At 57.4% G+C, this 25,797-nt stretch carries 23 protein-coding genes; 14 read left to right on the plus strand and 9 right to left on the minus strand.

Annotated features, from left to right (window positions below; all coding sequences use genetic code 11):
• From nodS to ACTEK7_RS12145, 5 genes are read right to left on the minus strand one after another with little or no spacing between them, the layout of a single operon-like run.
• Nucleotides 1-630 carry a nodulation methyltransferase NodS gene (gene nodS / locus ACTEK7_RS12125; RefSeq protein WP_225129686.1) on the minus strand — a complete coding sequence of 210 codons (630 nt, stop codon included), beginning with the start codon at nt 628-630 and terminating at the stop codon, nt 1-3.
• A gap of 11 nt (nt 631-641) precedes the next feature.
• A complete protein-coding gene (gene nodC, locus ACTEK7_RS12130) occupies nt 642-2,018 on the minus strand; it encodes a chitooligosaccharide synthase NodC (protein ID WP_225129688.1) in 1,377 nt (458 codons plus the stop codon).
• A 17-nt stretch (nt 2,019-2,035) separates the two neighbouring features.
• Nucleotides 2,036-2,695 (minus strand): chitooligosaccharide deacetylase NodB, encoded by a 660-nt coding sequence (gene nodB, locus ACTEK7_RS12135; RefSeq protein ID WP_463671673.1) that lies wholly within the window; start codon nt 2,693-2,695, stop codon nt 2,036-2,038.
• The gene (locus tag ACTEK7_RS12140) at nt 2,692-3,324 is read right to left on the minus strand and encodes a NodA family N-acyltransferase (RefSeq protein WP_225129690.1); all 633 of its coding nucleotides are present in this window, start codon (nt 3,322-3,324) and stop codon (nt 2,692-2,694) included. Before ACTEK7_RS12140 ends, nodB begins: the two co-directional genes overlap by 4 nt.
• 56 nt (nt 3,325-3,380) lie before the next feature.
• Entirely contained in the window at nt 3,381-3,704 is a 324-nt protein-coding gene (locus ACTEK7_RS12145; protein ID WP_225129692.1) for a hypothetical protein, read from the minus strand.
• A gap of 452 nt (nt 3,705-4,156) precedes the next feature.
• On the opposite strand from ACTEK7_RS12145, the gene nodD1 reads away from it, so the two are divergent.
• The 9 genes from nodD1 to ACTEK7_RS12190 all read left to right on the plus strand — a co-directional run bounded on the left by nodD1 (nt 4,157) and on the right by ACTEK7_RS12190 (nt 16,287).
• The gene (gene nodD1 / locus ACTEK7_RS12150; RefSeq protein WP_225129694.1) at nt 4,157-5,101 is read left to right on the plus strand and encodes a transcriptional regulator NodD1; all 945 of its coding nucleotides are present in this window, start codon (nt 4,157-4,159) and stop codon (nt 5,099-5,101) included.
• Nucleotides 5,102-5,736: 635 nt separating this feature from the next.
• The gene (locus tag ACTEK7_RS12155) at nt 5,737-6,729 is read left to right on the plus strand and encodes a LysR family transcriptional regulator (RefSeq protein WP_225129696.1); all 993 of its coding nucleotides are present in this window, start codon (nt 5,737-5,739) and stop codon (nt 6,727-6,729) included.
• Between the two features lie 361 nt (nt 6,730-7,090).
• Nucleotides 7,091-7,507: a hypothetical protein gene (locus ACTEK7_RS12160; protein ID WP_225129698.1), complete on the plus strand. Its 417-nt coding sequence runs from the start codon at nt 7,091-7,093 to the stop codon at nt 7,505-7,507.
• Nucleotides 7,508-7,628: 121 nt separating this feature from the next.
• Nucleotides 7,629-8,348: a MerR family transcriptional regulator gene (locus ACTEK7_RS12165; RefSeq protein ID WP_225129819.1), complete on the plus strand. Its 720-nt coding sequence runs from the start codon at nt 7,629-7,631 to the stop codon at nt 8,346-8,348.
• A gap of 266 nt (nt 8,349-8,614) precedes the next feature.
• Nucleotides 8,615-9,727 (plus strand): branched-chain amino acid ABC transporter substrate-binding protein, encoded by a 1,113-nt coding sequence (locus ACTEK7_RS12170; RefSeq protein ID WP_225129700.1) that lies wholly within the window; start codon nt 8,615-8,617, stop codon nt 9,725-9,727.
• 564 nt (nt 9,728-10,291) lie between these two features.
• Nucleotides 10,292-11,323 carry an LLM class flavin-dependent oxidoreductase gene (locus ACTEK7_RS12175; protein ID WP_225129702.1) on the plus strand — a complete coding sequence of 344 codons (1,032 nt, stop codon included), beginning with the start codon at nt 10,292-10,294 and terminating at the stop codon, nt 11,321-11,323.
• A gap of 2,055 nt (nt 11,324-13,378) precedes the next feature.
• Entirely contained in the window at nt 13,379-13,759 is a 381-nt protein-coding gene (locus tag ACTEK7_RS12180; protein ID WP_225129706.1) for a NolY, read from the plus strand.
• 682 nt (nt 13,760-14,441) lie between these two features.
• The gene (locus tag ACTEK7_RS12185; protein WP_225129708.1) at nt 14,442-14,687 is read left to right on the plus strand and encodes a hypothetical protein; all 246 of its coding nucleotides are present in this window, start codon (nt 14,442-14,444) and stop codon (nt 14,685-14,687) included.
• Between the two features lie 877 nt (nt 14,688-15,564).
• Nucleotides 15,565-16,287, plus strand: coding sequence for an outer membrane protein (locus tag ACTEK7_RS12190; RefSeq protein WP_225129710.1), 723 nt, complete (start codon nt 15,565-15,567; stop codon nt 16,285-16,287).
• A 300-nt stretch (nt 16,288-16,587) separates the two neighbouring features.
• Here the strand turns inward: ACTEK7_RS12190 and ACTEK7_RS12195 are convergent, their stop codons facing one another.
• From ACTEK7_RS12195 to ACTEK7_RS12205, 3 genes are all read right to left on the minus strand, one after another.
• Nucleotides 16,588-16,845 carry a response regulator transcription factor gene (locus ACTEK7_RS12195; RefSeq protein WP_225129711.1) on the minus strand — a complete coding sequence of 86 codons (258 nt, stop codon included), beginning with the start codon at nt 16,843-16,845 and terminating at the stop codon, nt 16,588-16,590.
• Between the two features lie 65 nt (nt 16,846-16,910).
• Nucleotides 16,911-17,720, minus strand: coding sequence for a LuxR family transcriptional regulator (locus tag ACTEK7_RS12200; RefSeq protein ID WP_225129713.1), 810 nt, complete (start codon nt 17,718-17,720; stop codon nt 16,911-16,913).
• A 298-nt stretch (nt 17,721-18,018) separates the two neighbouring features.
• Nucleotides 18,019-18,363 (minus strand): adenine nucleotide alpha hydrolase family protein, encoded by a 345-nt coding sequence (locus tag ACTEK7_RS12205; protein WP_225129714.1) that lies wholly within the window; start codon nt 18,361-18,363, stop codon nt 18,019-18,021.
• Nucleotides 18,364-18,925: 562 nt separating this feature from the next.
• Here ACTEK7_RS12205 and ACTEK7_RS12210 point away from each other — a divergent pair.
• Together ACTEK7_RS12210 and hemN are read left to right on the plus strand one after the other, a co-directional pair.
• Entirely contained in the window at nt 18,926-19,093 is a 168-nt protein-coding gene (locus ACTEK7_RS12210) for a hypothetical protein (RefSeq protein ID WP_225129716.1), read from the plus strand.
• 1,415 nt (nt 19,094-20,508) lie between these two features.
• Nucleotides 20,509-21,843, plus strand: coding sequence for an oxygen-independent coproporphyrinogen III oxidase (hemN, locus tag ACTEK7_RS12215; protein WP_225129718.1), 1,335 nt, complete (start codon nt 20,509-20,511; stop codon nt 21,841-21,843).
• Nucleotides 21,844-22,257: 414 nt separating this feature from the next.
• Here hemN and ACTEK7_RS12220 read toward each other — a convergent pair whose 3' ends face one another.
• Complete coding sequence (locus ACTEK7_RS12220) at nt 22,258-22,590, minus strand: hypothetical protein (protein WP_225129721.1); 333 nt, start codon at nt 22,588-22,590, stop codon at nt 22,258-22,260.
• Between the two features lie 168 nt (nt 22,591-22,758).
• Between ACTEK7_RS12220 and ACTEK7_RS12225 the strand changes: the two genes are divergently transcribed.
• From ACTEK7_RS12225 to ACTEK7_RS12235, 3 genes are all read left to right on the plus strand, one after another.
• Nucleotides 22,759-22,917: a hypothetical protein gene (locus ACTEK7_RS12225; RefSeq protein WP_225129722.1), complete on the plus strand. Its 159-nt coding sequence runs from the start codon at nt 22,759-22,761 to the stop codon at nt 22,915-22,917.
• 300 nt (nt 22,918-23,217) lie between these two features.
• Entirely contained in the window at nt 23,218-23,619 is a 402-nt protein-coding gene (locus ACTEK7_RS12230) for a hypothetical protein (protein ID WP_225129724.1), read from the plus strand.
• 750 nt (nt 23,620-24,369) lie between these two features.
• Nucleotides 24,370-25,659 carry a carbohydrate porin gene (locus tag ACTEK7_RS12235; protein ID WP_225129821.1) on the plus strand — a complete coding sequence of 430 codons (1,290 nt, stop codon included), beginning with the start codon at nt 24,370-24,372 and terminating at the stop codon, nt 25,657-25,659.
• Nucleotides 25,660-25,797 lie beyond the last annotated feature (138 nt).

Here is a 25,797-nt window from a genome sequence, read left to right on the forward strand (position 1 = left end):
CTAGTGGCCGACGTTTGATTGTTCTGACGAGTGACCCGGCTTCCGGAACCGGACTATCAAGGAGTCTTCGTTGATTGACTCGGTGTGGCAGTGCAGACGTTCGACCTCCGATAGGCTCTCGTTGAAGAGGGCGATCACCGTTTCGGCACCAGCAGCAAGCCCCCACCGTTGACATGTGGCATCACGTGCGGACCCGAATATCAGAGCCCCATTTGGCGCTAGGATCCTCACCAGGTTGCGGATAGCCGCTTGCATCTCGACAATGTCCTTGAGGTAGTAAAGAACCTCGGCCACGACGATCAAATCGAACTGTTCAGTGGTCGAGAACCGCTGAATGTCGCAGGTCACCCACGTGATATGTGACCACTTCCTGGTCCGTAGTCGCGCTCGCTCGATCGCCTGCGGCATGACATCGACCACGGTGAGTCGTTCGCATAGCGGAGCCAGCATGTCCGTGAATGCACCGGCTGCACATCCTACTTCGAGGCCACACGAAACATCTCCGTTGCAACCCGACATCCGGAGCATTTGAGCGTATCGCTCCTGCTCGAAGGCACTACTGTCGAGACGCCATGGATCGTCGGCAGCCAGCTCTCGCGCTAATTGCTGATGGTTTGCGTCCAGGGTCATGAGCCAATTACCTACTTGCAGGCAGTCGAACGATCGCTACCGCAAACACTCTTTGTTGCCGTCAGGCTCGATGGGCTCTGGGAAACCCTCGCCTTACGACTTATACTAGACATTCCCCATTTACTTGCAGCACTTCGTCCAGCGTTCGGGTGCAGAATGACAGATTGCTTTTCCCCATCGGCCGGCACGTTGGCGACCTTGCGCGAGAGCCAATCGCTGTTGCTCAATGTACAAAGCGCATAAGCCTTCAAAGGAAGTAAGAGAAAGATATTGATCGGTGTGTGGAGCGAGAAGCCGAGAAACCGCAGTTCGCGAGCACGAATGGCTGCCACACTGCACCGGACCATTGTCATTGCTGCAATCGTCAATACCGTCCACCAGGGTACAGAGCCTGCCATTAGGAGCTGCGCGAGCGCAGCGAGTGATGAAAAGGCGAGAAGCAACGGGCCGAGATTTTGCCCGATAACGTCTAGCGTCAGATAGCCATCGAGCTCTGGCAGCAGGCGCAATGCGAGGAACGTGTCCCGGAAGGTACTGCGGGCCCAGCGGAGTTGCTGACGTAGATATGGCCCAATGCGGTCCGGGACGACTGTTGCTGCGATCGCGTCCGAGACGTATTCGGTTCGAAAGCCCGCCTTGAGCATGAGGATCGTTAGATGGCGATCCTCGCCGAAATCGCTCGGCTTCCCTCGAAAGAATTGCGCTTCATATTGATCAAGAAGCAAGGCGAGCGCGGAGCGACGATACATGGCACATGGGCCGCAGCAGCACATGACCGCACCGAAACGCGCCTGCGCCGCGCGCTCTTCGTTGCATGCCAACCAGTATTCCATATCGATCAGCCTGGTCAGCCAGGTTTGGCTGCGATTGCTCGCTATCAACTGACCCATGGCCGCACCGATTTGCGGGTCATGCATCTTCAATACCAGCTTCGTGACAACGTCAGCGGCAAGTATCGTATCCGAGTCGACGTTGAGGACCAGGTCACCGGATGAGCTGCGTATCGCAGCGATCTGCGCCTTGCGTTTTCCAACGTTGTTTGCCAGCAAGATGATGCTGAACCTCGGATCGTTCGCATAGATTTTGTGCACAGGCGCGACAAGGTCGCGATTTGCAGATCCGTCGTCGACCACATAAACCTGTAGCTTTCCGGTGTAGTCTTGACTCGCAAGCGACTCCAGACATTCGGCGAGCGTGATTGGATCCTCGTTGAAGCACGGCACGATGACGTCTACACTAGGAAGGACAACCTCCGATCGTCCCAGGTTGTCCTGCAGCGATGAGTTAATCGCCGGTTGAGCATAAAGCGCTTGCGCGCTCTTGTAGATCGTCGAGAGCAGCGCATAAGACGAAACAGCGACAGCACTGGTTGTAGCGAGCAGGTCCATAGGGTGTCAGTTTTTGCTCAGTGAAGTTGAGGGAGTGGATGGATTACAAACCCGCGCCGTTGTAGTGCCGGGATCAGATGTGACAGGGCCATCGTGGTCTGATCGCGCAGCGTGGCATCAGTGCACGGTCGCTCCTCATCAGGAGGATATCCGTCGTGCAGGAGCACAATTGCACCCGGGCGAACGCTCGCGAGTACTGAATTCACAATTCTATCGACCCCGGGGCGGGACCAATCTCTCGGATCGACCGACCAGTGCACAGCTGTGAGACCGGCGCTCGCTGACACAGCGAGCACCTCGTGCGTCCACATGCCGTAAGGTGCTCGCATGTGCCTAGGTGAGGCCTGCGGGCACGCCGAACGGATCGCCTCGCTCGCCGTGAGAACTTCATCGCGTACCTCCGCTGGTCCGCATCTGGAAAGATCCGGATGGGTCATCGTGTGGTTCGCAACCTCGTGACCTTCCGCGATCATTCGTCGAATGAGTTCAGGTTGTTCGGCCGCGTACGTGCCGATCACAAAGAACGTCGCCGGAATCCCATGTTGCGCCAGCACCTCGAGCACCTCTGGCGTGCAAAATGGATTTGGCCCGTCATCGAACGTCAAATAGACGGGGCGACTTCCGGCCACGTCAGCATAGTCGCAACGGACAGCAGATAGGGGGAGATGTTCTTTCACAACTCAGGCCCATTCCGATCGATGACCGTCCCGGCCGGCCACTCGCCTATCGAGCGTCCAACCGGGAAAACCACCACGATCACGTCTTCGATGCGGGTCGGCGACAAATTGGGATAGACATCCGGATGCGTGGAGCGGACGCGAATGCCGGACATGAGGGTGGCGAGCCCCTGCCTTCCGAGCAGTCGGGTCATGTGTTTCTCAAGCGCAGGCCGAACCGTGCCAAAGCCGAATGGAATCCCGAGCTCCTGCAGTGTGGGATACATCACGCGCATTGCGTGGCTGATTCCCAGCCCTTCGAGATCCGGACGCACCGCATACAATCCCAGTTCGGCCACGAGGAGATCGACCCCACCAATCTTGATGAAGCGGCGTAGTAGCCCGAGGTGAGCAGCTATCCCGCGCGCGTCGTAACCAATTACGCGGAGCTCAGGTCTTGCCCCGGCCCAACTTCGGTTGCCCTCAAATGGCTGCGCATTGAACGCACCGGTCGGCCCGTAGCTCTTGCGGAAGAACTCGGCGAGTTCGGCATGATCGGTGAGCCGCAGTTCGTTTTCCCAGCGACGGCTCCACTGCACTTGAGTGCGTGTAGAAGGAGCTTCCGCAGTCCGGGATACGGCAATGTTCATGGCGAGCTTCCTTGTGCCCCAGTGGAATGAAGAGCGGAGATGGTCACTTGAACTCGCTAGTCGCCGAAGCGCTGGTCAACAGTGAAATGCGCTGCTATGACCCGTCGGAGCGCGGCACTCCTCGCCTGCACCGCGCCGTGCGCCTTCGCTCGCGATGAAGATATCGCATGGTTCGCGCTCGTGATCCGGCCAAAGCCCTGCGCGAGATATGCCGAAAGATGCCGACGAGGCGATTGGACTGGCGAGAGCCTGTCTGCACCACGAAGCTTTGCCGCCTCGTCTAGCATCGCTGTCGACGCTTTGGAGGGCAGGTCTTCGATGCGCGGGGCCTCATCGATGGCGCATCGGAACGCCATCAAATCACACTGGTTCTTATCCATCTTCGACACGCCCTGAATGCGGTGGATAGGCGAGCCATTTGCAGAGTCGCCTGAATTACTTGGCATCCGCAATCTGCGCCTGCCGTTATGTCGCGACACTAGAATGCGGCTGAACGCGCTCTCAAGTGTACGCGGGTAAACCTGCAATATGGAAAGGGATGGAACACGCATACCAAGGTTTATCGAGGTCCGCCTGACGTCTCGATCGAGCGAGCTTCGCACAGAGAAGAAGCGACGCGGCTCGCGCGGCGCGCCCATAGCCGCTCTCGAAACACATGCGGCGCCAGCTCGCACGTCCAGGAGTTGTTCTCTGAGTCCGCGTGAACGAGCAGCAGCCATGGTGATATACTCGATTATTTTTTCCAAACTGATGTTTGCTATCCAACATCCCGCTATTTGGTAAAATCGATAGTTCCGATGGAACACATCCACACGATGGATAGACTTACAAGATGCGGTTCAAGGGACTTGATCTAAACCTTCTCGTTGCGCTCGATGCTCTGATGACGGAGCGCAACCTCACAGCGGCGGCGCGCAAAATTAACCTGAGCCAGCCCGCTATGAGCGCTGCCATCGCTCGGCTGCGTACCTATTTCCGCGATGAACTATTTACCATGAGAGGTCGAGAGCTCGTCCCGACACCTGGCGCGGAGGCGCTTGCAGGCCCGGTTCGCGAGGCGCTGCTGCACATCCAACTCTCGATCATATCACGGGACGCGTTCGACCCGACTCAGTCGAGCCGACGCTTCAGGATCATTCTCTCCGATTTCATGACGATCGTCTTTTTGCGCAAGATTGTGGACCGTCTTGCACAGGAAGCTCCCGCGGTGCGCTTCGAATTGCTGCCATTTTCCGATGAACCCGATGAGCTGCTCCGCCGGGGCGAGGTCGACTTTCTCATTCTGCCGGAACTGTTCATGTCGAGCGCGCATCCTAAGGCGACGCTGTTCGACGAGACCCTCGTATGCGTGGGATGCCGCACGAACAAGCAGCTATCGCGGCAACTTACGTTCGAGAAATACATTTCGATGGGCCACGTTACGGCGAAATTCGGACGGGCGCTCAGACCAAACCTCGAAGAATGGTTCTTGCTCGAGCACGGCGTCAAGAGACGCATTGAGATCGTTGTGCAGGGCTTTAGCCTGATTCCGCCCATATTGTTAGATACGCGCCGTATCGGCACAATGCCCTTACGACTCGCCAAACACTTCGAACAGCGGATGCCACTGCGGATCGTCGAACCACCGCTCCCTCTGCCCACATTCACCGAGGCTGTGCAGTGGCCTGCGTTCCACAATACCGACCCGGCAAGCATTTGGATGCGGCGGATATTGCTGGAGGAAGCATCCAACATGGCATCTGGGCCTCAGGAGACTCCAACTCGCAGGCGCTGCTAGAATCATAAGCCGCTCTCGGCAAGTTCCAAATACGCTCCGAACCCTTGGACATGCTCGGCCGCTTTCGTCACTTCAACGTTTCTGGCGCGAAGCGGCCAGAGATGGCGATCGGTTGCGAAGAATTGCCGAGTGCCGAGCGGTGATCTCGCTGGTGAGGTTTGGTGCGCTTGCACCTCAAACCGGCGACGCCCGGCACTATCGCGTCAGAACTCGCCTCCACCAGTGCGACAATGTTTGGCTTGCCCGATAAAATCGCTTGAATCGCACCCCGCGTCAGGTTGTAGGTTGGCCGCCGTGCTAACGCTGCGCTACGCGACCGTCGACTGGGCGGTTTGGTGAACTGACGGCGCTGGCCGGACACTGGGTTGAACTGCCATTAACCAACTGATCGGGTCCTGTTGCGTGGCTCGCTGGAAGCGGCGAGACCGATCAGCTTCGGGACTCCTGACGGTTTCTGGCCGCCGCTGGGTGGCCGGCCGCCTTGCTCTCCATTGTTGCGGTCATTTTACGAGCGTCTTCTCGCGATCGCAGGATGGAAACGAAGTCCATTCGGGCGAGCCAATAGGACCTCTCCAGACGCAGCCGTCACCGCTCGTTGTATGCGCCGCAGTTACGTTCCTGCCGGATAAGAAGACATGCGTTTCAAAGGTCTAGATCTAAATCTTCTCGTCGCGCTGGATGCTCTCATGACTGAGCGCAACCTCAGCGCGGCGGCACGCAAGATTAACCTTAGTCAGCCGGCCATGAGCGCAGCCGTTGCCCGCCTGCGCTCCTATTTCGATGACGAGCTGTTTGGGATGAGGGGGCGGGAACTTGTCCCCACCTCACGCGCGGAAGGACTCGCAGCTCCTGTGCGCGAAGCTCTAACGCGCATTGAGCTCTCAATAATCGCGCGGGACGCGTTCGACCCAGCTCGATCGAACCGGCGATTCAGGATCGGCTTTTCTGATTTTATAACAGTCGTATTCTTTCGAAATATCGTGGAGCGCGTCGCGCGAGAAGCGCCTGCCGTCAGCTTCGAACTCGTGACGCTCACCGATGAGCACGATGAGCTTCTCCGCCGCGGCGAAGTCGATTTTGTTATCTTGCCGGAATTATTCATGTCCAGCGTGCACCCCAGGGCGGCCCTATTCGAGGAGAGACTCGTTTGTGTAGGTTGCTGCACGAACAGCCAACTACTACGGCGGCTTACATTTGATCGGTATATGTCGATGGGCCATGTTGCGGTTAAGCTCGGAGGTGCGCGCAAGACGCTGGTCGAGGAATCCTTTCTACTCGATCTCTGTCTCAATCGGCGGATCGACATTCTCGTGCAGAGCTTCAGCATGATCCCGCCCCTGCTGGTAGGCACGAACCGCATAGGGACGATGCCATTAGGGATTGTAAAGCATTTCCAAAGAACGATCCCCCTTCGGATTGCCGAGCTTCCGCAGCCATTCCCCGCCTTCACTGAGGCGGTCCAATGGCCCGTGCTTCACAATAGCGATCCGGAAAGCCAGTGGATGCGAGAGATATTGTTGCAGGAGGCTACCCGCATGGCAACTGGACAAGAGCCCTCCATCATCTGCACTTCGGAACGACCGGATACTGCCGGAGATTTCGCACGACCCGTCTCGCCGTTGTCGTAAGGACGATCTCAAGATCGTGCGAACCTCACATCCCAACGAATGTCTCAACGCACAATTTAGGCTCGCCTCTCTCGAATTCGTGGTCGCTCTATAAAGATCGTCGCAGGGGACGGCTATGATGACGACGTTGTGTAGGTCTTTCGCACGTTGGCATTAGGCTCGACGTGCGAGCGGCGGCTGGACCGTTGGCCTGCTTTTGGAGACAGGGACGCACGTTGCACCTGGCCGTCGGGCGCACCTGCCTCGATACAGCAGAATCGGCGCCGGGTTGTCGTCGTCAACTCTCCGAATCGGTAGTGGCTCCCGACGAGCGGAGACGGTTCTTTGCGGTTACCGAGTCGTACCACCACGCACAGTGAGCGTGGTGGTCATCGATCATGCACATGACCACGATCTCTTGCGCTGTCGAAGCAAGCATCGCGCACGCGTGTTGCCCTATCGCATCAGCCTGGAGTACATCGCATCTTCGTCGCTCCGTGCCGCGGGTCTGACTTCTTTTGGCCCTATCGCCGCCAAACGTCTTGACGACGTGCGCTGCCATTACGCAATGACAAACAAGGAGCTGACGTTGGAGCAATGCAGCGGCGTGTTCGATCCGGAAGAGCTTTCCGTCCTGGGAAGCCTTTATGATAGTGCGGTCACCGCGCTACCCCCATCGATGCGAAATCCGGAAAATCGCAAAGCAATCGCCAAACTCATCTTGGAGCGTACGGCGGCCGGCGATGCTCAACTGGCATGCCTGACGAGCTTGTTGACCGCCATTTCCCCTCAGGGTTGATCCCCCGCCATTCTGAGGATAGTCACCACTCTCGCGCTGGAATGGAAGACGATCCAGCTAGAGCTTTGAAATAACTTGAATCACACGTGACGTAAGGTTGTAGGCTTTGAAATTGAACAACATGAGCAAAGCTACACCACGAAGGCGTCGATGGCGCATTGGCGAACTTGCAGAGGCGACCGGAGTAACGGTACGCACGCTGCATCATTATGAACATACGGGACTCCTAGCAGCCTCAGAGCGTACTGACGGCGGCCACCGGATGTACGACCGCGAAAGTGTTCAACGGGTTCACCAGATTCGGGCGCTACGTGAGCTTGGCTTCTCCCTTGTCGAGATCCGCAAAGCTATGGAGGGCACGACCTCACTCACCGACCTGCTGCGCAAGCATCTAGAGCGCATAGAACTTCAGGTAGCTCGGGCAACTCTGTTGCGAGATCGCCTGCGCAACATGACCATCGACAGTGAGATCCAGGTAAGTGTGGATGACCTGCCAGCTACCTTGAATGCCATGTCGCGGGTCGAGACGCGTAGTCAGAAATCCCGATGCACCTGCAAGCTAGCTGCAGATCGCGAGGAGCGGTGGCGGCAGATCCGCGACGACCTGCGTGATTGTATGGATCGGGGCGAGCCCCCTTGCGGCGATCGAGCAAAAGCTGTCGCAGTTGCAGCCCGCCTGCTGATCAGCGAAATCGCCGGCGCCGATTCACGCGTTTCGATGATCCTGAAGGTACTTGCACGATTAAGCGCCCCCCGCAGTCTGGCTGGTTGGGATCCCTGCCTCATGCAATATCTCGATCTCGCCCTTGGCGGGTTGGAGGATCAGCCGTACTTTGGCTGATCGGCGGCTCTGATGCTGGCCGACAGTTTTACGGGTTCGAGCGGACAGATCGTCATGGCCTCGCCGATCCGGGGCTCCCTGACGCCTTGATCGAGACTCCCTTCAAACGGGGCTTGAACCGCACGTAACGTCAAATTGTAGGCTCTTACGTGGTCGCAATCTGGCCGACCTGACGCACGCTTCGCTTGGCTGGCGGCCTCGACCTGCAGGCACGTCTGATCACAGCTGTTGGCGGTTCACTTTAGGTGAGCATTGGGAGCTCTACAATGTTAAATGGGCATTACGCTTCTGCTGCGAGTGCAGCGCTTCTCTTCTGCGCCCTCGCCTCGGCTGCGCGCGGCTCCGAAGTCAAGATTGCCGTGGCTGGCCCAATGAGCGGAAGCAGCGCTGCGTTCGGCTTGCAAATGCGCGATGGTGCGGCTGCGGCGGTCGAGGCGCTGAACGCTTCGGGCCTACTTCCCGATACCAGGGTGGTTATGAGTGTCGCCGACGACGCCTGCGACCCGAAGCAAGCCGTCGCAGTCGCGAATAAGCTCACAACAGAGCGGGTACGGTTGGTCATTGGTCATTTTTGTTCCTCTTCGTCGATCCCGGCCTCCGACATCTATGCCGAAGCAGGCATCGTTCAGGTCTCCCCTGGCTCGACAAATCCTCAGCTAACAGAACGAGGCCTTCAGACCGTCTTTCGGATCTGCGGCCGCGACGACCAACAGGGCACCGCTGCCGCTGAGTACATTCACAGGAACTACCCTAACGCCAAGATCGCAGTGCTCGACGACAAGAGCACCGCAGGCAAGGGTATTGCCGACGTGGTTGAGGCACAGCTTCAGAGGTTCGGTGAACAAGTCATTCGGCAAAGCTACGTAGCCGGCGAAAAGGATTACAGGGCCCTGGTCTCAAGAATGAAGAAGGATGGGGTGCGCGTCGTCTATATCGGCGGCTATCATACCGAAATCGGCTTGTTTGTACGCCAGGCATCAGAGGCAGGAGCGGGCCTCGTCGTCATGGCGAACGATCCGTTGATGACCTCTGAATTCTGGGCCATTACCAGCACCGCTGGAAATGGCACGTTGTTTACCTTCATGCCGGATCCCGCCAGGAATGCCAATGCGGCCGGCGTGGTAGCCGGACTCAAAGCTTCCAACCTGTCCGCTGAAGGCTACACGCTTTACGCCTATGCTGCCGTGCAAGCATGGGCAGAGGCGGTGAACCGGACCGGCTCGCTCAATGCTGCGCGCGTCGCCAGCGCACTTCGTTCACGGGCGATCGATACCGTGATTGGGCCAGTGCGGTTCGATACAAAGGGAGATAATGCGGTTCCTGGTTTTCTGGTTTACCGCTGGCGCGACGGCCGTGTTGAAACTGTCGAGCAGAACTGATTGGCGTCAACGCCGCCTCCCCAAACCCAAAGTGACACGGATGATGAGACGCCCTCAGGACGTTGGAGCAGCGATACTCGCAAGCTCTCTTATTATTGCAGCTTTCGTAGCGTTCGTCGCGTTCGCTGCAGCCCTCGCAGAGCTACCTGATGTCGACCTGAACGAGACGCTGCGTCCGACCATAGACAAATAGTAGCCTGTCGCGCTGATCCGGCTCGCGGGCACATGACCTCTGAAGCGGCCATCTACAATGGTGCTAGGTTAGGTGGCATGGACATTTCTGCGGCCAAGCGTTGGGGCAGGCGAAGAAGAGGAGAACGCGAAGCTAACGGTGCTTCTGGTCGAGCACATGCTCGGTGAGGAGGCGCTTCGCCACCTCTTTTCAAAGTAACTGCCGGACCGCCATCTACGCATTCTCGTGACCCAATCACACGTGCAACCTCAGATCCACGCACCCAAAGAGAAACGCCCTAAGCCGTCAAATGAGGAACAACACCTCTTTGAGCGCGACGGCATGAAGCAACCAGGGCTCGCCGTCCCGGCCCATAATCGGAGATTGATCGAGTGAAGAGTGGCCTTCCTTCAAGACTAAGGTGCGGCATTTTCGACCATTTGGATGACGACGGTCGAGATGCCGCACGACAATATGAAGATCGTCTCAAGCTGGCGGAGACCTGTGATTCTCTGGGCTTCTACGCTTATCACCTGGCCGAACACCATTGCACACCTCATGGCAGAGGGCCCTCGCCGAACCTGTTTCTATCAAGCCTGGCGCAGCGCACCCGGCAATTGCGCTTTGGTCCGCTCGTCCTGTTGCTCAACCTTTATCACCCATTGCGCGCATTCGAAGAGATCTGCATGCTTGACCAGTTGAGCGGCGGCAGGCTCGAGCTCGGGATCGGCCGCGGCTCCCAGCCGATTGAATGGGGCTATTTCGGCATCAGTGCAGAAACCGCACCAGGCCGTTATACTGAAGCCAGCGAAATCCTGAATATTGCACTGAAGGGACATACGCTATCCTATCAGGGACACCACTTTGAGCTGAGCGAAATACCCTTAACCTTGAGGACTCATCAACGTCCATATCCGCCGACCTGGATCGCCAGCAATCGGGCCGAGTCGGCGCAGTGGGCCGCTGCAAATGGCGCCAATCTGGCGTGCATAGGCCCCGCCTCTGTTGTCCGGAAAGTTACGGAGGCCTACCGCTCCCAACGCGGCCACAATACAACCGCACATGGCCGCGAGCCATTTCTCGGCCTCGCCCGCATGGTCGTAATTGCTAAGTCTGACCAGGACGCTCATGCGGCGGCCAAAACTGCGTATGGACGATGGCTGGAGAGCTTCAAGTTTCTTTACGACCTGAACGCCATTCCGACGCCGCCCGCCCTTCCGCTGACCTTCGATGCAGCACTTGAGAGCGAATTGTGTGTCGTTGGAACGCCAGCTTCCGTCCGGCAGCTTCTTCTTCAGCAGATGGAAGAGGCAGGTGCCAACTACTTGCTTTGCCAGCTTGCATTTGGAAACCTTCCGCTGGAGGTCTCCCTGTACACGGCAACCGCAATCAAAGCTGAAATTCTCGATAGCTTTGGTGGCTAATGTCTACATTGGGGAATCATATGCTTGGCAAAGGAGACCGGCGCACTGAGGTTGTTCGAATCTGGTTGCGATTTTGGTTGTCGTTTGCCCTTTGCGCGAAGGCGATCGTCAGCCTCAATGGCAACGATCAAGCATTCACTTTTTCTGACTGCGCTTCTTCTTACTTCGGCACATGAAACTCTGCTTTCGAAGAGAATTCTTCGTTGTGAGCGCGCTTTACGCAATGGACTGTCTGCATGGGCGAACTGGCGGCGGTGCCGTCTACGTCGGCAACGGCAAGATTGTCGGGGTCGATGTTGGAAACCTTCGCTATAGTGGTACCTACATCGAGCAGGCGGCCGCATAAAGGGGACTGTCACTTATATGCGCCAACCGGCGGCACGCATGTAATTGGCGCTCAAGTACCGGCAGACAACAGATGGAGCCTGACGCTCGATTGGCCTGCCAACTTCTCAGATGGGAAGCCACAGGCGCTCATGGTTGAGGTAGTCCGGTACACGTTATACTGGAGAAAATCGGCGATATCTGACCCGCCTGGCGCTTCTATTTGGGAGCGAGCTTTGGCTAGGGAGTGTTTGCGAGCCTTTATCAACTCATCCGCAGGCGGACGCTCTTCGTCCGCTTCGATCTCGCGGGCCTTTTCAATGAAGGCCAGCGATTGCTCGGGGTCATCCTGCATCTGCGGGAGGCCGGAGCTGGTGGATAGTCGCCGTCGAGATTGCACGGCCTTCTCTTCTTACGCGCATCGGTGGAGTTTTTGTGGAACCCTCGTGACATCTGGAGTCCAATCTAGCCGTATTCGCTGCGATTTTTTGTCTTCTCTATCATGGCCGGTCATCAACGAATCAGCAGGCTCGCCTAAAGGCCCTCAAACTCACTGAACCAAGACTGCGGGAAAACACTAAATAACCCATTTTCGATGTACGCGATGAGATTACTCGTGTACGCGATCCACGAACTGGATGCGTCCCATCAACACTTTCGATTTTACCAATTTCAGCCAAATACCCATAAGTCGATCGCCGGTTTCCGGAAAGCACATTTCACGAATGTCGTGTGACCATGGATCCCTCTTGCTTTCAGCATAATCGCAGGCCGATTCAAGCTTCTCGTGGCTGCATCCCTAACGACACCCATCAATCTTTGGAATCGAGACGCGTGCGGCGCAAATCCAGTCGGATGGCCAATCGCAACGTCTGGCGCGCAACGTATCGCGCTGTCGCCTCCCCCTTTGCAATCTTACTAAGGCGCTCCAAGAAGATCGGCTCTCGCGCACACTGCTTGGCCAAAGTAAATGCGTGCGCTGCATAGAATTCGGGCAGTCGAACTGCCCTCTACACCGGTGCGGGCGGGACTTTCCGCCCTGACCAGGCGGGCAGCGTCGACAATCCGCCGCTGTCGCGGCCTTCAGGCAAAGCAGTGCGATCAGCTATCTGACCAGGCTAAGTGCAAGCGACATATCCTCCGGCCAGGACGATGCACTGATGTCGATCGGCGTGATGAGACCAGTCTGGCGATCTTGCTGCCCACGCCCATACGTCGTGTGATCGCGGATTCTCACTCCGCTCGCATGCACAGTACTCGTCGGCGGGCCGCCCCCACATCCACTGCTTACAGACTGACGCCACCCTATCTCATTCTATGCGCCGGCGCTCTTCGACCATATCCCGACGCGGTTATCCCTCGTCTGGCGAGGCCTCCGGTTACGTCTAGATCGCTATGTCAGGCGGCAAGCAATCCCGCAGCAGTTCGGGCCTCGCTTCTCGACTTGCCGTCATCAGCGGTGTCCCCGCTAGCTGGAGTCACTGCCACGGCCCAACGCGCTGGACCGGCTCGACGATCCAATCAAATGACGGGCCATCTACAAGCAGTTCGCAGCGCTCTATACCGTCGATTCCGCCTTTGCGGTCGTTTCGCGGCACATGCCTGCCATCCCCTGCCTTCGGCGACCGTGCGTGCGCACCTTGCCTTGTGCAGCAGCCATTTGTTCTATCGCCGTCTGCCACAACCGTTAATCAGCCTGCTGCCTGCATTTAACCACTTTGGAGCAACACCGTGGAACTTGACCCTTCCAATTCACGCGCAGAGGACCTTGAGGAACGCATCGACCTGCAACTCGACATCGTGGCCGCCCTCATAGGCGAAGAAGGCAACGAGCTCGAAGCGATCCGACTGCTGAACGCACTCACAAACCAAATGATTACGGCGGAAGTGGAGCTCGGCCAGCTAGGCGATACCAGTACCGGGGGCCGCGCCAGCGACCAGCGAACGACGCGACTGTCGCGAGACCGTGGCGTTTACTACCCAGAAGACCTTCAGGTTTTGGGACGCCTTCTCGATCAGGCCGTGGCAGCATTACCGGCAGTGCTTCGAACTCCCGCCAATCAACTGAAGATCGCGAAACTAATACTGTCACGTTCAGCAGCAGCCGACTGAACTTTTCATTTGCCTTTTTCTGCGGTTGATGGCGCGCTTATCGAACGTCCCTGGGCTGACTGCTGCGGCCGTACGTACCGGGGATCGACGACTTGGCGTCTATGCGCACACCGTCCCGTAAGCGCGCCGGTTCCGCTGGCTTTTCCATATCGCAACTGTTCGCCACCATGCTCGAAAGCTGGAGCCTGCACCGAGAGCAGGAGACCACGCGCAGGGCGGAGCAAAGGACGACGGGCCCCGGACACGTATCAGAAAGCAAACAAGCAGTGCTCGGAAAACGCCACACGCTTCCAGAAACGCTTCTTAGCTTGAGACTGCGAATGGAGCGGAACGATCCATTTTCATTGTGGCTTTAGTCGTGATTGGCATGGCGCCGATTTTCCGATTGCAGGAAGAGCCGCAGTTATTGACCGATGCCGAGCAACAAGAGCACTGCGGTAACGAAGTCGCGCGACGCGTGCTCGTTTCAGCCGCTTCAGAATTATTCGAATTGCGCCTGGCAATACGACTGCGGGGTCATCGGAACTTCAACAAACATCTATAGATTCATTGAAGCACCGAGAGCAGCTCGATGTCCGAGCGTCCTGCTGCTCTGATGTCTTACTTGCTGGGACAAGCCACAGGCTCTCGGTTAGTTTTTGCCAAAGTACCTCCTTGTATCAGGACGTCGTGGAGTGTTGAGATGGATCAGTTCTTACCGGAGCAAGTGCAGATGACAGATGCTATCGTGAGCGTCGCATTTGATAAGGCCTGGCGCTTTGTTGAGAAGGATCCGTTGCTGGCGCATAATCTCAAGACGGTCCTCCACAGCCGGTTGCGCACTTTCCTTGAGTCTTCGATAAGGAAAGGCGAACGGAATACTTTAAATCTGGCAAACGAGGCGATACGCAGCTTGCGGGCTGAACTGGCGCCGTCGACGGAGCAATAAGGCGCTTGAACCTCTACTGCCATATAAGTTCGCCTTCGTTAAGGCTCTTGGGGACCTTATGCGGCGGGAAAACAACCGGGGCAGAGCGTGCTCGAGCTGACCTTCCTCCACTCACGTTCAGCCCCGCTGAAGACGAGCACGTTCGCGACGACTGTTGCCTATGCAGCTCTTCTAGTGACCCCAGACCAGTAACCTGGAACCCAGAGCAAGTCGGCGACGGGACGGAACAGCCGCGCTAATATTCGCTCGCGCCAGGAAACGCCCTAGCGTTTTCTCTCCTGACCTTGGCTCGGCACGAGCTTGCTCAACTTCAAGCGAGAGCCTCGTCAGGCACAGCCGCATCGGCTTCTTGGCATCGTCGATCGAGGTCTTAGCAGAGGAAAATCGTGCTGCACTTATGATAGGTCGGGAGCCAAAGCGATCCAGGCCTGTGATCGATCATCGCCGCATCGCCCATGACTGCAAGCGGCAGCACGGCCCTCCTGCCGGAAGAATGAGCTTTTGCGCGCCCGAGACGTCTTCGATCAGCGGTCTTCATTTGCCGAACTCTCTGAACAGCGAGCATGCACGGGACGTGTTGGCGCAGACTGGCCTTGTCGCTAGTTAGCGAGAGGGAACGAAACACCTCGCAGCATTGCGTCCCATCACAAGCCATCACGAACGGCTCGTATTCAAAGAAGCATCTGCGCGAAGCGACCACTGTCAGGCCGCAGCATTTCGGCCGAGGCAGTGCATGGCAAGTTGCGCGCGCCACAATCTGACGCGGCGTGCGATTTGACCCTTTTCTTTCGAGGACATGTTGTGCGGCAGTTACAGCAATTCGCGATCATGTTGTTAAACGCACGGCGCTGGGGGCACCGAAAGGAACGACACTCGAATGAAGAATTTTCTGATTCTGACCGCAAGCATCGGCGCACTCAGTGCGGCCGCTCCCGCATTCGGCACGGACCTCGCCGGGCAGCCCGTCCAGGTCAAGGCGCCACCGCTCCGGGTCGCAGCCCCGATTATCGATTGGTCCGGCTACTATATCGGTGTCAATGGCGGCTGGGGAACGAGCCGCAACTGCTGGGATTTCAATGGAGTCACTCCCGAGGGTTGCCATAATTCGACTGGCGGTACCGTTGGCGGCCAGATTGGTTATCGTTGGCACATCTTCAACATGGTCTACGGGATCGAAGGCCAGGGCAATTGGGCCGACTTCAGCGGCTCCAATGTCAGCGCCGCCTTCCCAGCAAACACCATTGGCACCAAGACAGATGCGTTCGGTCTGCTCACCGGCCATATTGGCTACACGTTCAATGCCGTGCTGCTGTACGCCAAGGGCGGTGCTGCGGTGACCAGCAACACCTATCACTTGAACTCGGTGGCTACTGGCACCGAGATTGTAGACAATGATGTGCGTTGGGGTGGCGCGCTGGGCGCCGGTGCCGAAGTCAGCCTCGCGCCCAGCTGGTCAGCTGGCGTCGAGTATACCCACTTGTTCATGCAGCGCAGCAACGTAAGCTTCCCAGCGGCCGTTGCGGCCGATCGCGTCCACCAGGACGTCGATCTCATCACGGCACGGCTCAATTACAAGTTCGGCCCTGGGTTTGCCAAATAGTGATCTCGACGCGGTTGCGTGAATCGGGAGCCCCGACCGCGGTCGGGGTTCTTTCTTCACACGCTCCTACCCCTTCCGAAGCACCAGGTCCGAGTTCGTCTAAGCAGGGATCACCGGCTGGATGGAACGACGCCGCCTGACCTCAACACTGGCGGACGAGGTCCGTCGATTCAACATCTGATGGCACTTTCGGCGAAGCCGCAAATACAACACTCCTTGAGGCAAGTCCGAAACCTCTCGCCGCGTGAGGTTGCGGAGCTCCATAAGCATCGATTAACCTGCCAGAAGCTGAAGCAAGATTTAGCACTTGGTGCTCGTTCCGTTCGACTGATGAATTCGAAGAAGATTGAGGCGAATTGCTATAGTGACCGCCTGAATCCGGCTGGTCGCACCGAGCTTTCGCATCGCATTTTTGATATGAAAATTGACTGTATTCTCGCTGATGTTCATGATCTTCCCCATTTCCCAAGACAATTTCCCCCTTGCGAGCCACCTCAAGCAACTGATTTCCCGCTGCGATAGTGCAACGTTTCTTTCGCAATCATTATCGCGGGGCATCGATTAACCTGCCAGAAGCTGAAGCAAGATTGGCGCTTGGTGCTCGTTCCATTCGACTGATGAATTCAAAGAAGATTGAGGCGAACCGCCATAAGGACCGCTTGAATCCGGCTGGTCGCGCCCAGCTTTCGCATCGCATTTTTGATATGAAAATTGACTGTATTCTCGCTGATATTCAGGATCTTCCCAATTTCCCATGACGATTTCCCCTCTCCCACCCACCGCAAGCAATTGATCTCCCGCTGCGATAGTGCAATTTTTCTTTCGCAATCATTATCGCAGGGACGAGCGATGTCGCCATAGGCGGTGTGAAACTGCGACGCCAGCGCGTTGAGATGACCGATGTGATCCTGAGGATCAGCATCGTCGGACGCAGATGCAAACGACACCACGGATACCCGACCCAACGGGCCAAACAATGGCACGCTCATGCCATGCTTCAGGCCCGCCTCTCTCGCCTCGTCCAATACGCGTCTCTCGTCCGGTTGAAGTTGATAGCGGTCGGCGAGTTGGTCCCACAAAAACGGCCGCGATTGCATCGGCGTCCTCCGGATCACCGGATCGATAGTATGGTACTTGTGTTTGAAGTATCGGTCGCACCAGTCCGGCGGCCACTTCACAGCCACAGCCGGAGGTGGATACTCCGCCAGCCGAAGTGGCTCGACGAAGTTGAGAGCGCCGAAAGCGACTTCACTGAACCCTTCCTTGGTAGAACAGCTTACAAGAAGCTCGAACAACGCTCTGAGCGAATGCGTCTGTTTCGCGCATTCGGTGAAGCTAAAGAGATCCGTGATGGGCGCCTCAGAACCTCGATCAAGCTCCCTGTCATTGTGTTCGATTGCGCTTGTTTCAGGCGGAGCCAAATTCAAATCCATGACCTGAACCCTTTGGTTTGTTCTTCGTGAAGTCTGAGCGCCACACCCTGCGTCAGATGCCATTCCCGGATTCGTGCCCTGCCGCTGGCTGCGCCGGCATGATCGTCCCGTCAAACAGCCGAGATACCGCCATCATCCCTGGTCCGAGGCTGAACGGCACGGCGCAATCGAAGCGCCGTTGCACAGGCAAAGTGATTGGTCGAGCTCGCCGATAGCGTACTGGCGAAATCGGAGATCACCGGGCGGTCGTCCGTGTTGATGGCCTGGCGGTGATAGAAAGCCCGATGGCCCTGACGACTCAGCTGGCGAGACGAACCAAACAGCACGAGCGGTCACAGGCCCAGCTCTGTTTAGATTGGATGGCGAGAAACCATGGTCCTGTCCGAAAGACGGTTCGCTTTGTCTCGAGGCCAAGCACGAGGACATGCTGGGCACTAAACTCCGCGATACAGGTAAGGTAGAGCACGCCCATGCGGTTGGCGGTGCCGGACTCGACTTGCGCGTTGTAGGTATCGATTCTCTGCTTGCCGACGAAGACAACAGGAGCGTCATTTTTCTTCCCAATCTTGCGAATTGCCATCGCTAACCGTTGGCTGATGCTCCGCCCTATGACGGCGTCGGGGACGCGATCGATGAGCAACACGGAACAGCCGAAGCCATACTCCTCGCATCATCTCCCGGCGTCTCAGCGGGTCCGTCCGGCAGGTCCGGCGCAAATGAGTCGAAGGGGCAGAAAATGGCCACGTCAAAGACGCAATGGGAGATACTCGCAGTCGCGAGACCCGCTTGATGCAGAGGACACTTTGCATGCGCATCTCCAGAAGGGAGAGGACCCCGGATCGGATCGCACCAGTCCAGCAAGTGTCATACCAACTGCTGATTTCGCGAAAATCACCGCCGGGACAAGGGCTTGAAAGGCGGCCGGTTGGTCGCAAGGTAAGTGCATTGAAGCAATCATGACATTGGGAGGCAAAGGCGACAGCGCCATTTGCGCGAGCCGCAGCACGAGTAGGGGCCAGGAGATCTTTATCAGTATTCTGAAAAGGTGCGCCAATCTCGTTATCGGCTCGCGCATCGACTAAGTCTGCAAGCCATCTTAGTCCAAGTTCGGAGAAAGTTGGGTTAAGTCCGTCCTTGCAGCGCGCTGCTAATGGAGATTGTCAGGGAAGATGTGCTGAGCGCCAGAAAGTTGCAGTCAATTCGAAATGGGCAAGGATGCGGAGGCGCGGCAATGCGCCCCCTCCGCCACGAAGCTGCCACCATCGCGCCGCCCCTATGAAATCAAGCACGCCGAGAGAGTCATCCTTCACCGGTTCTCCGATGAGTTCGACGCCGTTTTACAACAGGAATGGCGCTTGCTGCCGCAATGGTGAGTCGACGCGGTCGTTCTTCGATCCCATCTCCATCTGAAACACGCCGAGACCCTCTCACGCGGTCTCGCTAAAGGCTGCTGATAGAGTCAGGCGGTTTGGGGGCGTGAAGTATTGACATTTGCCGCAAACGTTTCAACAGCGAACTGAAGGCGATGATCGCCACAGATCATATACTGACGTACGTAGCCGTCGCTGTGCTTGATTGTTGCTGCCAACCGTCTTGCGGGGAGTCGTCATCAGCTCTCATTCGCGGAAGATGAGCTTCAGACCCGATCGGCTTATGAAGCACAAACTTTCTCGATCCAGTGTGAATGGGCTGGAATGCCAGGGTGCGATCCCGCCGTCTAATGATCCCGTGCAAGATCTCCGAGCTGGCTTCTGCCTAGATGGCCTCCAGGCCGCCGCGCGAGAACGATTCCTTGTGACGGGATAATCGACGCTTCACCAGGCGGGCTATGTGAAACAGTGAGAGCTGCTGCTGGTGCACCGGATTGATCGCGAGGCCAATGAGGGGCAACTGCAATTGTGCGCGCTCTGCCGGTTCCGCTAGCCGCAAAGGCGATATCAAAAAACAAAAGACATCAAGCGCTGAAGTAATATTGCAGATAGTGTCACGTGTGAGGTTTCTGGCCGGGCTCGCGTTCGCTATAAGCAGGACCTGCAAGTTGTTGTGAGTTGGCGAGCTGCATTGGAGCCGGAACGAGACGCCGCCGAACCAAGGCGCACCCGACGCACTTTGCCGGGTGTGAAAGTGCGCCGGGCTCGCCCCAACATCATCAGTACATCCGTGATGATGCTCGCGGCAATGAGACAAGTAGCGTGGCGGAATTGAGGCTCATTGCGTTTTGTACTTGAACTTCGACAATGTTTTTCGTGAGCTGATCCAAAGGACTTGAATCGCACGCAGCGTCACATTGTACGATCGCGAACTTGGCGCTCTTCATCCAGCAAGCAACGTATTTTCCGTGACACGCCGGCCTTGGACGGGAGGCACCGGTCGAATGCTGCGAGCATGCACATCGATTTTTCCACGAAAAGCCAGTTTGAACGTCTCGGGACAGCCTGCCCGCTCTTGATGATGCCTTTAGATCCCTGTCTTCGTCACAAAACGGCTGCATGTCAGGGAGTACAGAAGCGACGCGCCCTCGGATGAATGATTGACACTGCACACAGCCTAGTCGGAGGACGTCTAGCCGCTTGGGCCGTACTCGTAAGACACGTTCATTCTACCCACAAGACTCCAGATAATCGCCAAGGAGCGACGCTCACTCCCACTGCCGGCCCTAAGGTGGGTTGGCAGCGACATCGAGAGCGGGATCAATCTCAAGAACAGTTAGGCGCGTTTGACATAACGCAAAGACACAAGAGAGGGCACCGGTCAGTTTCACGCTGTTTGCGCATGGGAAAGTTAAGCCTTGCAGACCTCCCTCATAAACAAGTATTGCGATGCTCGCCTGCCTTGGTACACCATCTACCCAACCGTACCGGATTTCTCCGCGATGGTCGGTCCCAAGATTTGTGAGACATGGTTGAGGCGGCTGCCGCCGAACGAACCCGTATCGCTCTACCTCCACGTTCCGTTCTGTCGCTCGATCTGCTGGTATTGCGGCTTCCCTACAGGCCTCACTCGCAGCGAGCGTCCGATCCGCAATTATTTGGCGGCGGTGCGGGATGAAATACGCTTGGTCGCAGAGCAAGCGCCGCCCGCTCTGCCGGTGAGCGACGTGCATTTCGGCGGCGGGACGCCGACCACCATTGCGCCGACTGATCTCCTGGGCTTGATGGAACTCCTGCGTCGCTGCTTCGCGTTCAGCAAATCAGCTACCATCGCCATAGAAATCGACCCGCGTGCGTTCACGGCCGAGATGGCCGAAACGTTAGAAGCGGCGGGGATCAGTCGCGCGAGCATAGGCGTGCAAAGCTTCGACCCCGTGGTTCAAAGGGCGGTCAACCGCGTCCAGAGTGAGGTGCAGACGGCTTCTGTCGTCGAAAGCCTTCGCCAGCATGGGATAAGGCGCATCAATTTCGACCTTCTCTTCGGACTGCCACATCAGACGGTGCGGTCCTGCGTGGACTCCGCGCGGACGGCCCTGGCCATGCGGCCAGACCGGCTTGCGGTTTTCGGCTATGCTCACGTCCCCTCCTATATGAAACGTCAGCGCCAGATCGATGAGACGGCGCTGCCGGATAATGTCGCCCGCGCCGAGCAAGCCGCGGCTATTGCAGATACGCTGGTCTCGGCCGGCTACCGCCTGATCGGGCTCGACCATTTCGCCCTGCCCAACGACGAGCTGGCGCTGGCGCAGAAAGCCGGTCAGCTGCGCCGCAACTCCCTGGGTTATTCAGCTGATACCTGCAAAACCGTAATCGGCTTAGGTCCGTCAGCCATCGGCCGTCTGCGTGACGGTTACGTCCAGAACGAGAGCGCAACCGCTTCCTATGGCCAACACATTCAGGCTGGTCGTCTGGCAACCTCAAAAGGCTACTGTCTCTCCCCCGAAGATCGGCTCCGCGCCGCAATTATCGAGCGTCTGATGTGCGATTTGCAGGCCGACGTACCAGCGATCTGTGCTGCTCACGGATTTGATCCGATTCCTCTTCTCAATTCGGCCGACCGGCTGGGAATGCTTGCCGAAGACGGGATAGTGGACATTGAAGAGGGATTCATTCGGGTCAAGCAGGAACACCGGTTTGTCATTCGTGCTGTTGCTGCCGCATTCGACACTTATCTCGACCGTACCCCCTATTAACTAAGCCGCGCATGTGAGCAGATCCCAAAGATCTAAGCTTTTCTCGACGTAATGATCTGAAGAGGCACCTCCGGCAGACAGGCCAGATTTCGAGGATGCAGCGGCGGTGTCATGACAACAATCTTTCAGATATGGCCTCAAACCGGGAGGGCTGACTAAAAGGAAGCTGATTTGAAGGAGAAGCGCAGCGGATTCCGCCGTTCAGGGCCACGGCTCGATCATGCCGAAAGGGCTCTGCCCCACCTCTCCTTGAGTGCTCTTGATAATGGTGACTGCCTCAGCGCGACGTGCCGTTGGAGACGCCGGCGTCCGCACCGGCTTCGGGAATTTTACGGCTGGAGGCAGCTTTGCGAAGCTATGGTCCACCTCCTCGAGCACAGTTGGACACTCGACCACGCCCGCAGCGTCTCAGACTCAAGGCTCGGCTGTCTTCGGTCCGGCAATCACTGGCGCGCCTCCGACGGAAACAGGTCCATGTGGTTTGGACCGCCCGAAGCGTTTCCTGGCGACGCTCGAAACAGCCCGGGGTGGCGACAAAGGAGGCTCGGAAGCAGCAGAAGGGACAGGTGTTGAACTCTGCAGCGCATCGATCCGCGAAGTCAGCATGGTGATCTGATCCAGGATCCCTTTGAGGACATCCCGCTGGGCATCGATCTGGCGGTTGAGTTCTGCGATCTCATCGCCAGCTTTCTGCTGTGCCCAATTTATCTCGAATAGGGATGCCCTGTCCTCCAGTGACAGGCTCATTGTTGAAGCGACATCCCTGCTTTCCGGCGTCTCGACAGGCTCTTCAAGGTTAGCCCAAAGCCAGGCGCCAGCAGCACACGAGCCGACGAGGACAAGCGGGAGCACCAAGACCGGGAGAATCCGTCTTGACGGCCCGTGCAAGAGCGGGCGCAAGTCTGAAGCGGCCGCATGTTCAATCAAGTCCATTGTTTCTCGCTCAAGATCCCATTCCAGCAGGCTTATTTTGTCGACGCGATCGCCCGCGATGCTCCCGCGCTCCAGGAGCTGCCAGCGTCGACAATAATCAATCTTGGCGAGCTTCCCGATCGGCTGCGCCTGCTCCTATGAAACGCTCCTTCTTGAGCAACGCAAGGCGACAATTTGCGCGCGTTCTCCATGATAGCGCCACCAGCGAGCAATGGTTCTCGTCTTCGTCGGCGATGGCGCAGCATTTTCTCATCATTCAGAAGAACCTTGCAGATCGTCTTTTCTTGCCCCGGCACGAATGCAAACCGTCCACTGATCCGGCAGTGTGTTCGATGGACTCCCGCCTCACGCCTTGCCTGACCAGCAACTTCATCTGGGACGGGCCACGTAAGCGCAACGGCTGATCGGCCGAGCCGCAATGGCCGATTGGACTGGCAACCATTGCACCTGATCAACTACCAGTTCCGGCAGGTTGTTCGAGATGACGGGCACGTGCCAAGCGTGACCAACGAACGCCGCGCACATCAAGGATTCGGATGCAAGATAAGTTTTGCCGCGCTGACGGCAACCAGCAACTGCTCGCCGATATCCGCCAGAGCTGCTCGATGGCTGATTCGTCCGGTCTCCTGGGCCATCACGTTGGATGTTGTGGTGTGGTTGCCGCGCGCGCAAATTCAAAGGCTCTTCGGCCTTCAAGCCCGCCGATTGTCTCGTGTTTCGCTGACAACGATACCAATGAAGCGCTTCGTGAAGCCACGCCTCTTGCACGGCGAGCCTTGCTTTCGGGTAGCTGCCGTTTGGCTCAGAAAGCCGCCTTCGATGCAGATGCGCGCCACCGCCTGACTCACAGTGAGCAAGGTGGACGTTCGCAATATTCTGGTGGCCAGGACAGCAAGCCCCGCGCGCTCGTCGTCAGCATATGCCGAGCCAGCGCTCTCCGCTGGCTCTCGGCGCACCGACGTCATGCACAAGCAAAGTTTCGGACCAGATCATCATCGCGCCGCGAGCTGAGAGGTTCAGGAAGCCTGAGTGGCTCTGTTCGGATAGATCGCGTTCTGGCTCGTCCCCCTCGCCCTCGGACGCGAAAGGACGCCGGCGATGCCGCTTGCTGAGGAGCGCTGGCGACGAAGCGATCCAGACTGCCGCCGCGGAGGGATTCTGGATTGCTTCGCTGCGCTCGCAATGACGATGTGGAAGCAGGCGCGTGGCACACTCCGCCGGGAGCTCACTCTGGGCCAATCAGGCCGCAGTTCAATCTATTCATGTCCGGCAGACATGGACCCGAACTACGCCATGCGTGATTGCCTTCTTGCGACGACCTCGCCTCGAACATACTCGGCTAGGTCAGCACTTTCTTTCAATTTCAGACCAAGGCGAAAGCAATCTGGGCTTGCTATCGCACTTTCGCTAGCGGCTTGTCTGGTCGGCAATTCCGTTCGGGCACAAACCGCCAGCGGACTTGATCCTAGTAACCACCCTGTGGATGAGACCCGCAAAAGAGGAAAGACTTCCGACCGGGCCGCAAAGCTCCCGATCGACCTGGTCCGTCAGGCAATCCGCCCTCCTGCCCCGGCGCTAGCAGCAGGTCCCGGAGTGCCTTTGGAGAAGCGCGGCAATGCGGACAGGGCTGCTCAGACGAGACCGCAAAAAACGATCGATCCCTTCCAAAGGTACGACAATCTGCGTGAAAAAGGGTTGTGGTTCCCCATCCCTGGTCCTGCAGATACGATTGATCAGGACAAGGGGGGCGTTAGATCTGCGCTGGCGGACGTCGGCATCGGCTATATCGGGTGGACACATAACTCCTTTGCAAGCAACCAGCTACCGCATGCAGCCAGAAGCACTATCGCAAACCAGCTCTATATGGGCCAGAATCCGACTTTCGCGTCGGCGAACCTCATGATCGTCACCTACGATCTGAGCCGGTTCGGCATTGCCGACGGACAGATTGTCGTAGGAGCCGAGCAGCAATACTGGACGTGGGATCGCCCAGGGCCAGATCGAGTGGGACTCAATACGCTCGCCTACTACCAGACTTTCTTCGACAGGACACTAGAGCTCAAAATTGGCTACCTCAGAAACCAGAATGAATTCACCGGTACATTGTTCGGAGGGATTACAGGATCGAACATGTCTGCCTTGTTCCAGGCAGGGATGAGCACCAATGCCGCGCCCACGCCGGCGGTCAACTTGAAGTGCAATGTCGACGATCGCTTGTATAACAAGGTCTCCGTCCAGCGCTCAATCAGTCCCGATGGTCCCTATGCCCACATAACGGAGAATCCCACTGGCTTGAACTGGAGCACGGCCAATGCAGGCATCCTTTTCGTCGAAGAAGCCGGCTACAAGAGCAAGGCTGCTCCCGGCTTACCCGACACGTGGCTGCGGGCGGGCATTGGCTTCAACACTAGCCGCTACACGGATTTGGCGGATCCCAAGCAACAAAGGAAGAGCGGAAATAATTTTCACTACATCGCTGCGGACAGGCAGCTCTGGCAGAGTGACGCCCTTGGGTCGCCGTCTCGCGGCATCTACGGCGGCTTTTCCATCATGGGAGCTCCACCTGAGCGCAACAGGATAAGCCGGTATTACGAGCTTCGTCTTTATGCGAAGGGACCTTTTGATAACCGGCCCAGTGATCTGATTGCCCTCGTTGCGACCAACACGGCCTGGAGTACGCTTGCAGTGGATGCTGCTCTGGCTAAAGGCCAGCTTGCGCACCGCGATAGCACAGCAGTCACGGGAACATACATCGCGCATCTCGCTCCGGGGATATATGCAAGCGTCGGACTGTCATACATTCATTACCCGACAAGCATCACACACACGCCCCAAACGGAACACGCGCTCAATCTGTTGGTATCTACGTTGATATTCTTCTGATCATCGCAAGCGCCGTTCTGCTCCGACGTTATCGTGACGCATGGGACCGGACCTTCGCGATCCCCTTGAAGGGACCGGCCGCATCTGCGCTAGACCGTTCGAGGGAAGCAAACTACGTGGAGCAACGACCCAATTTTC

Source organism: Bradyrhizobium sp. JHI2711 (assembly GCF_056156565.1).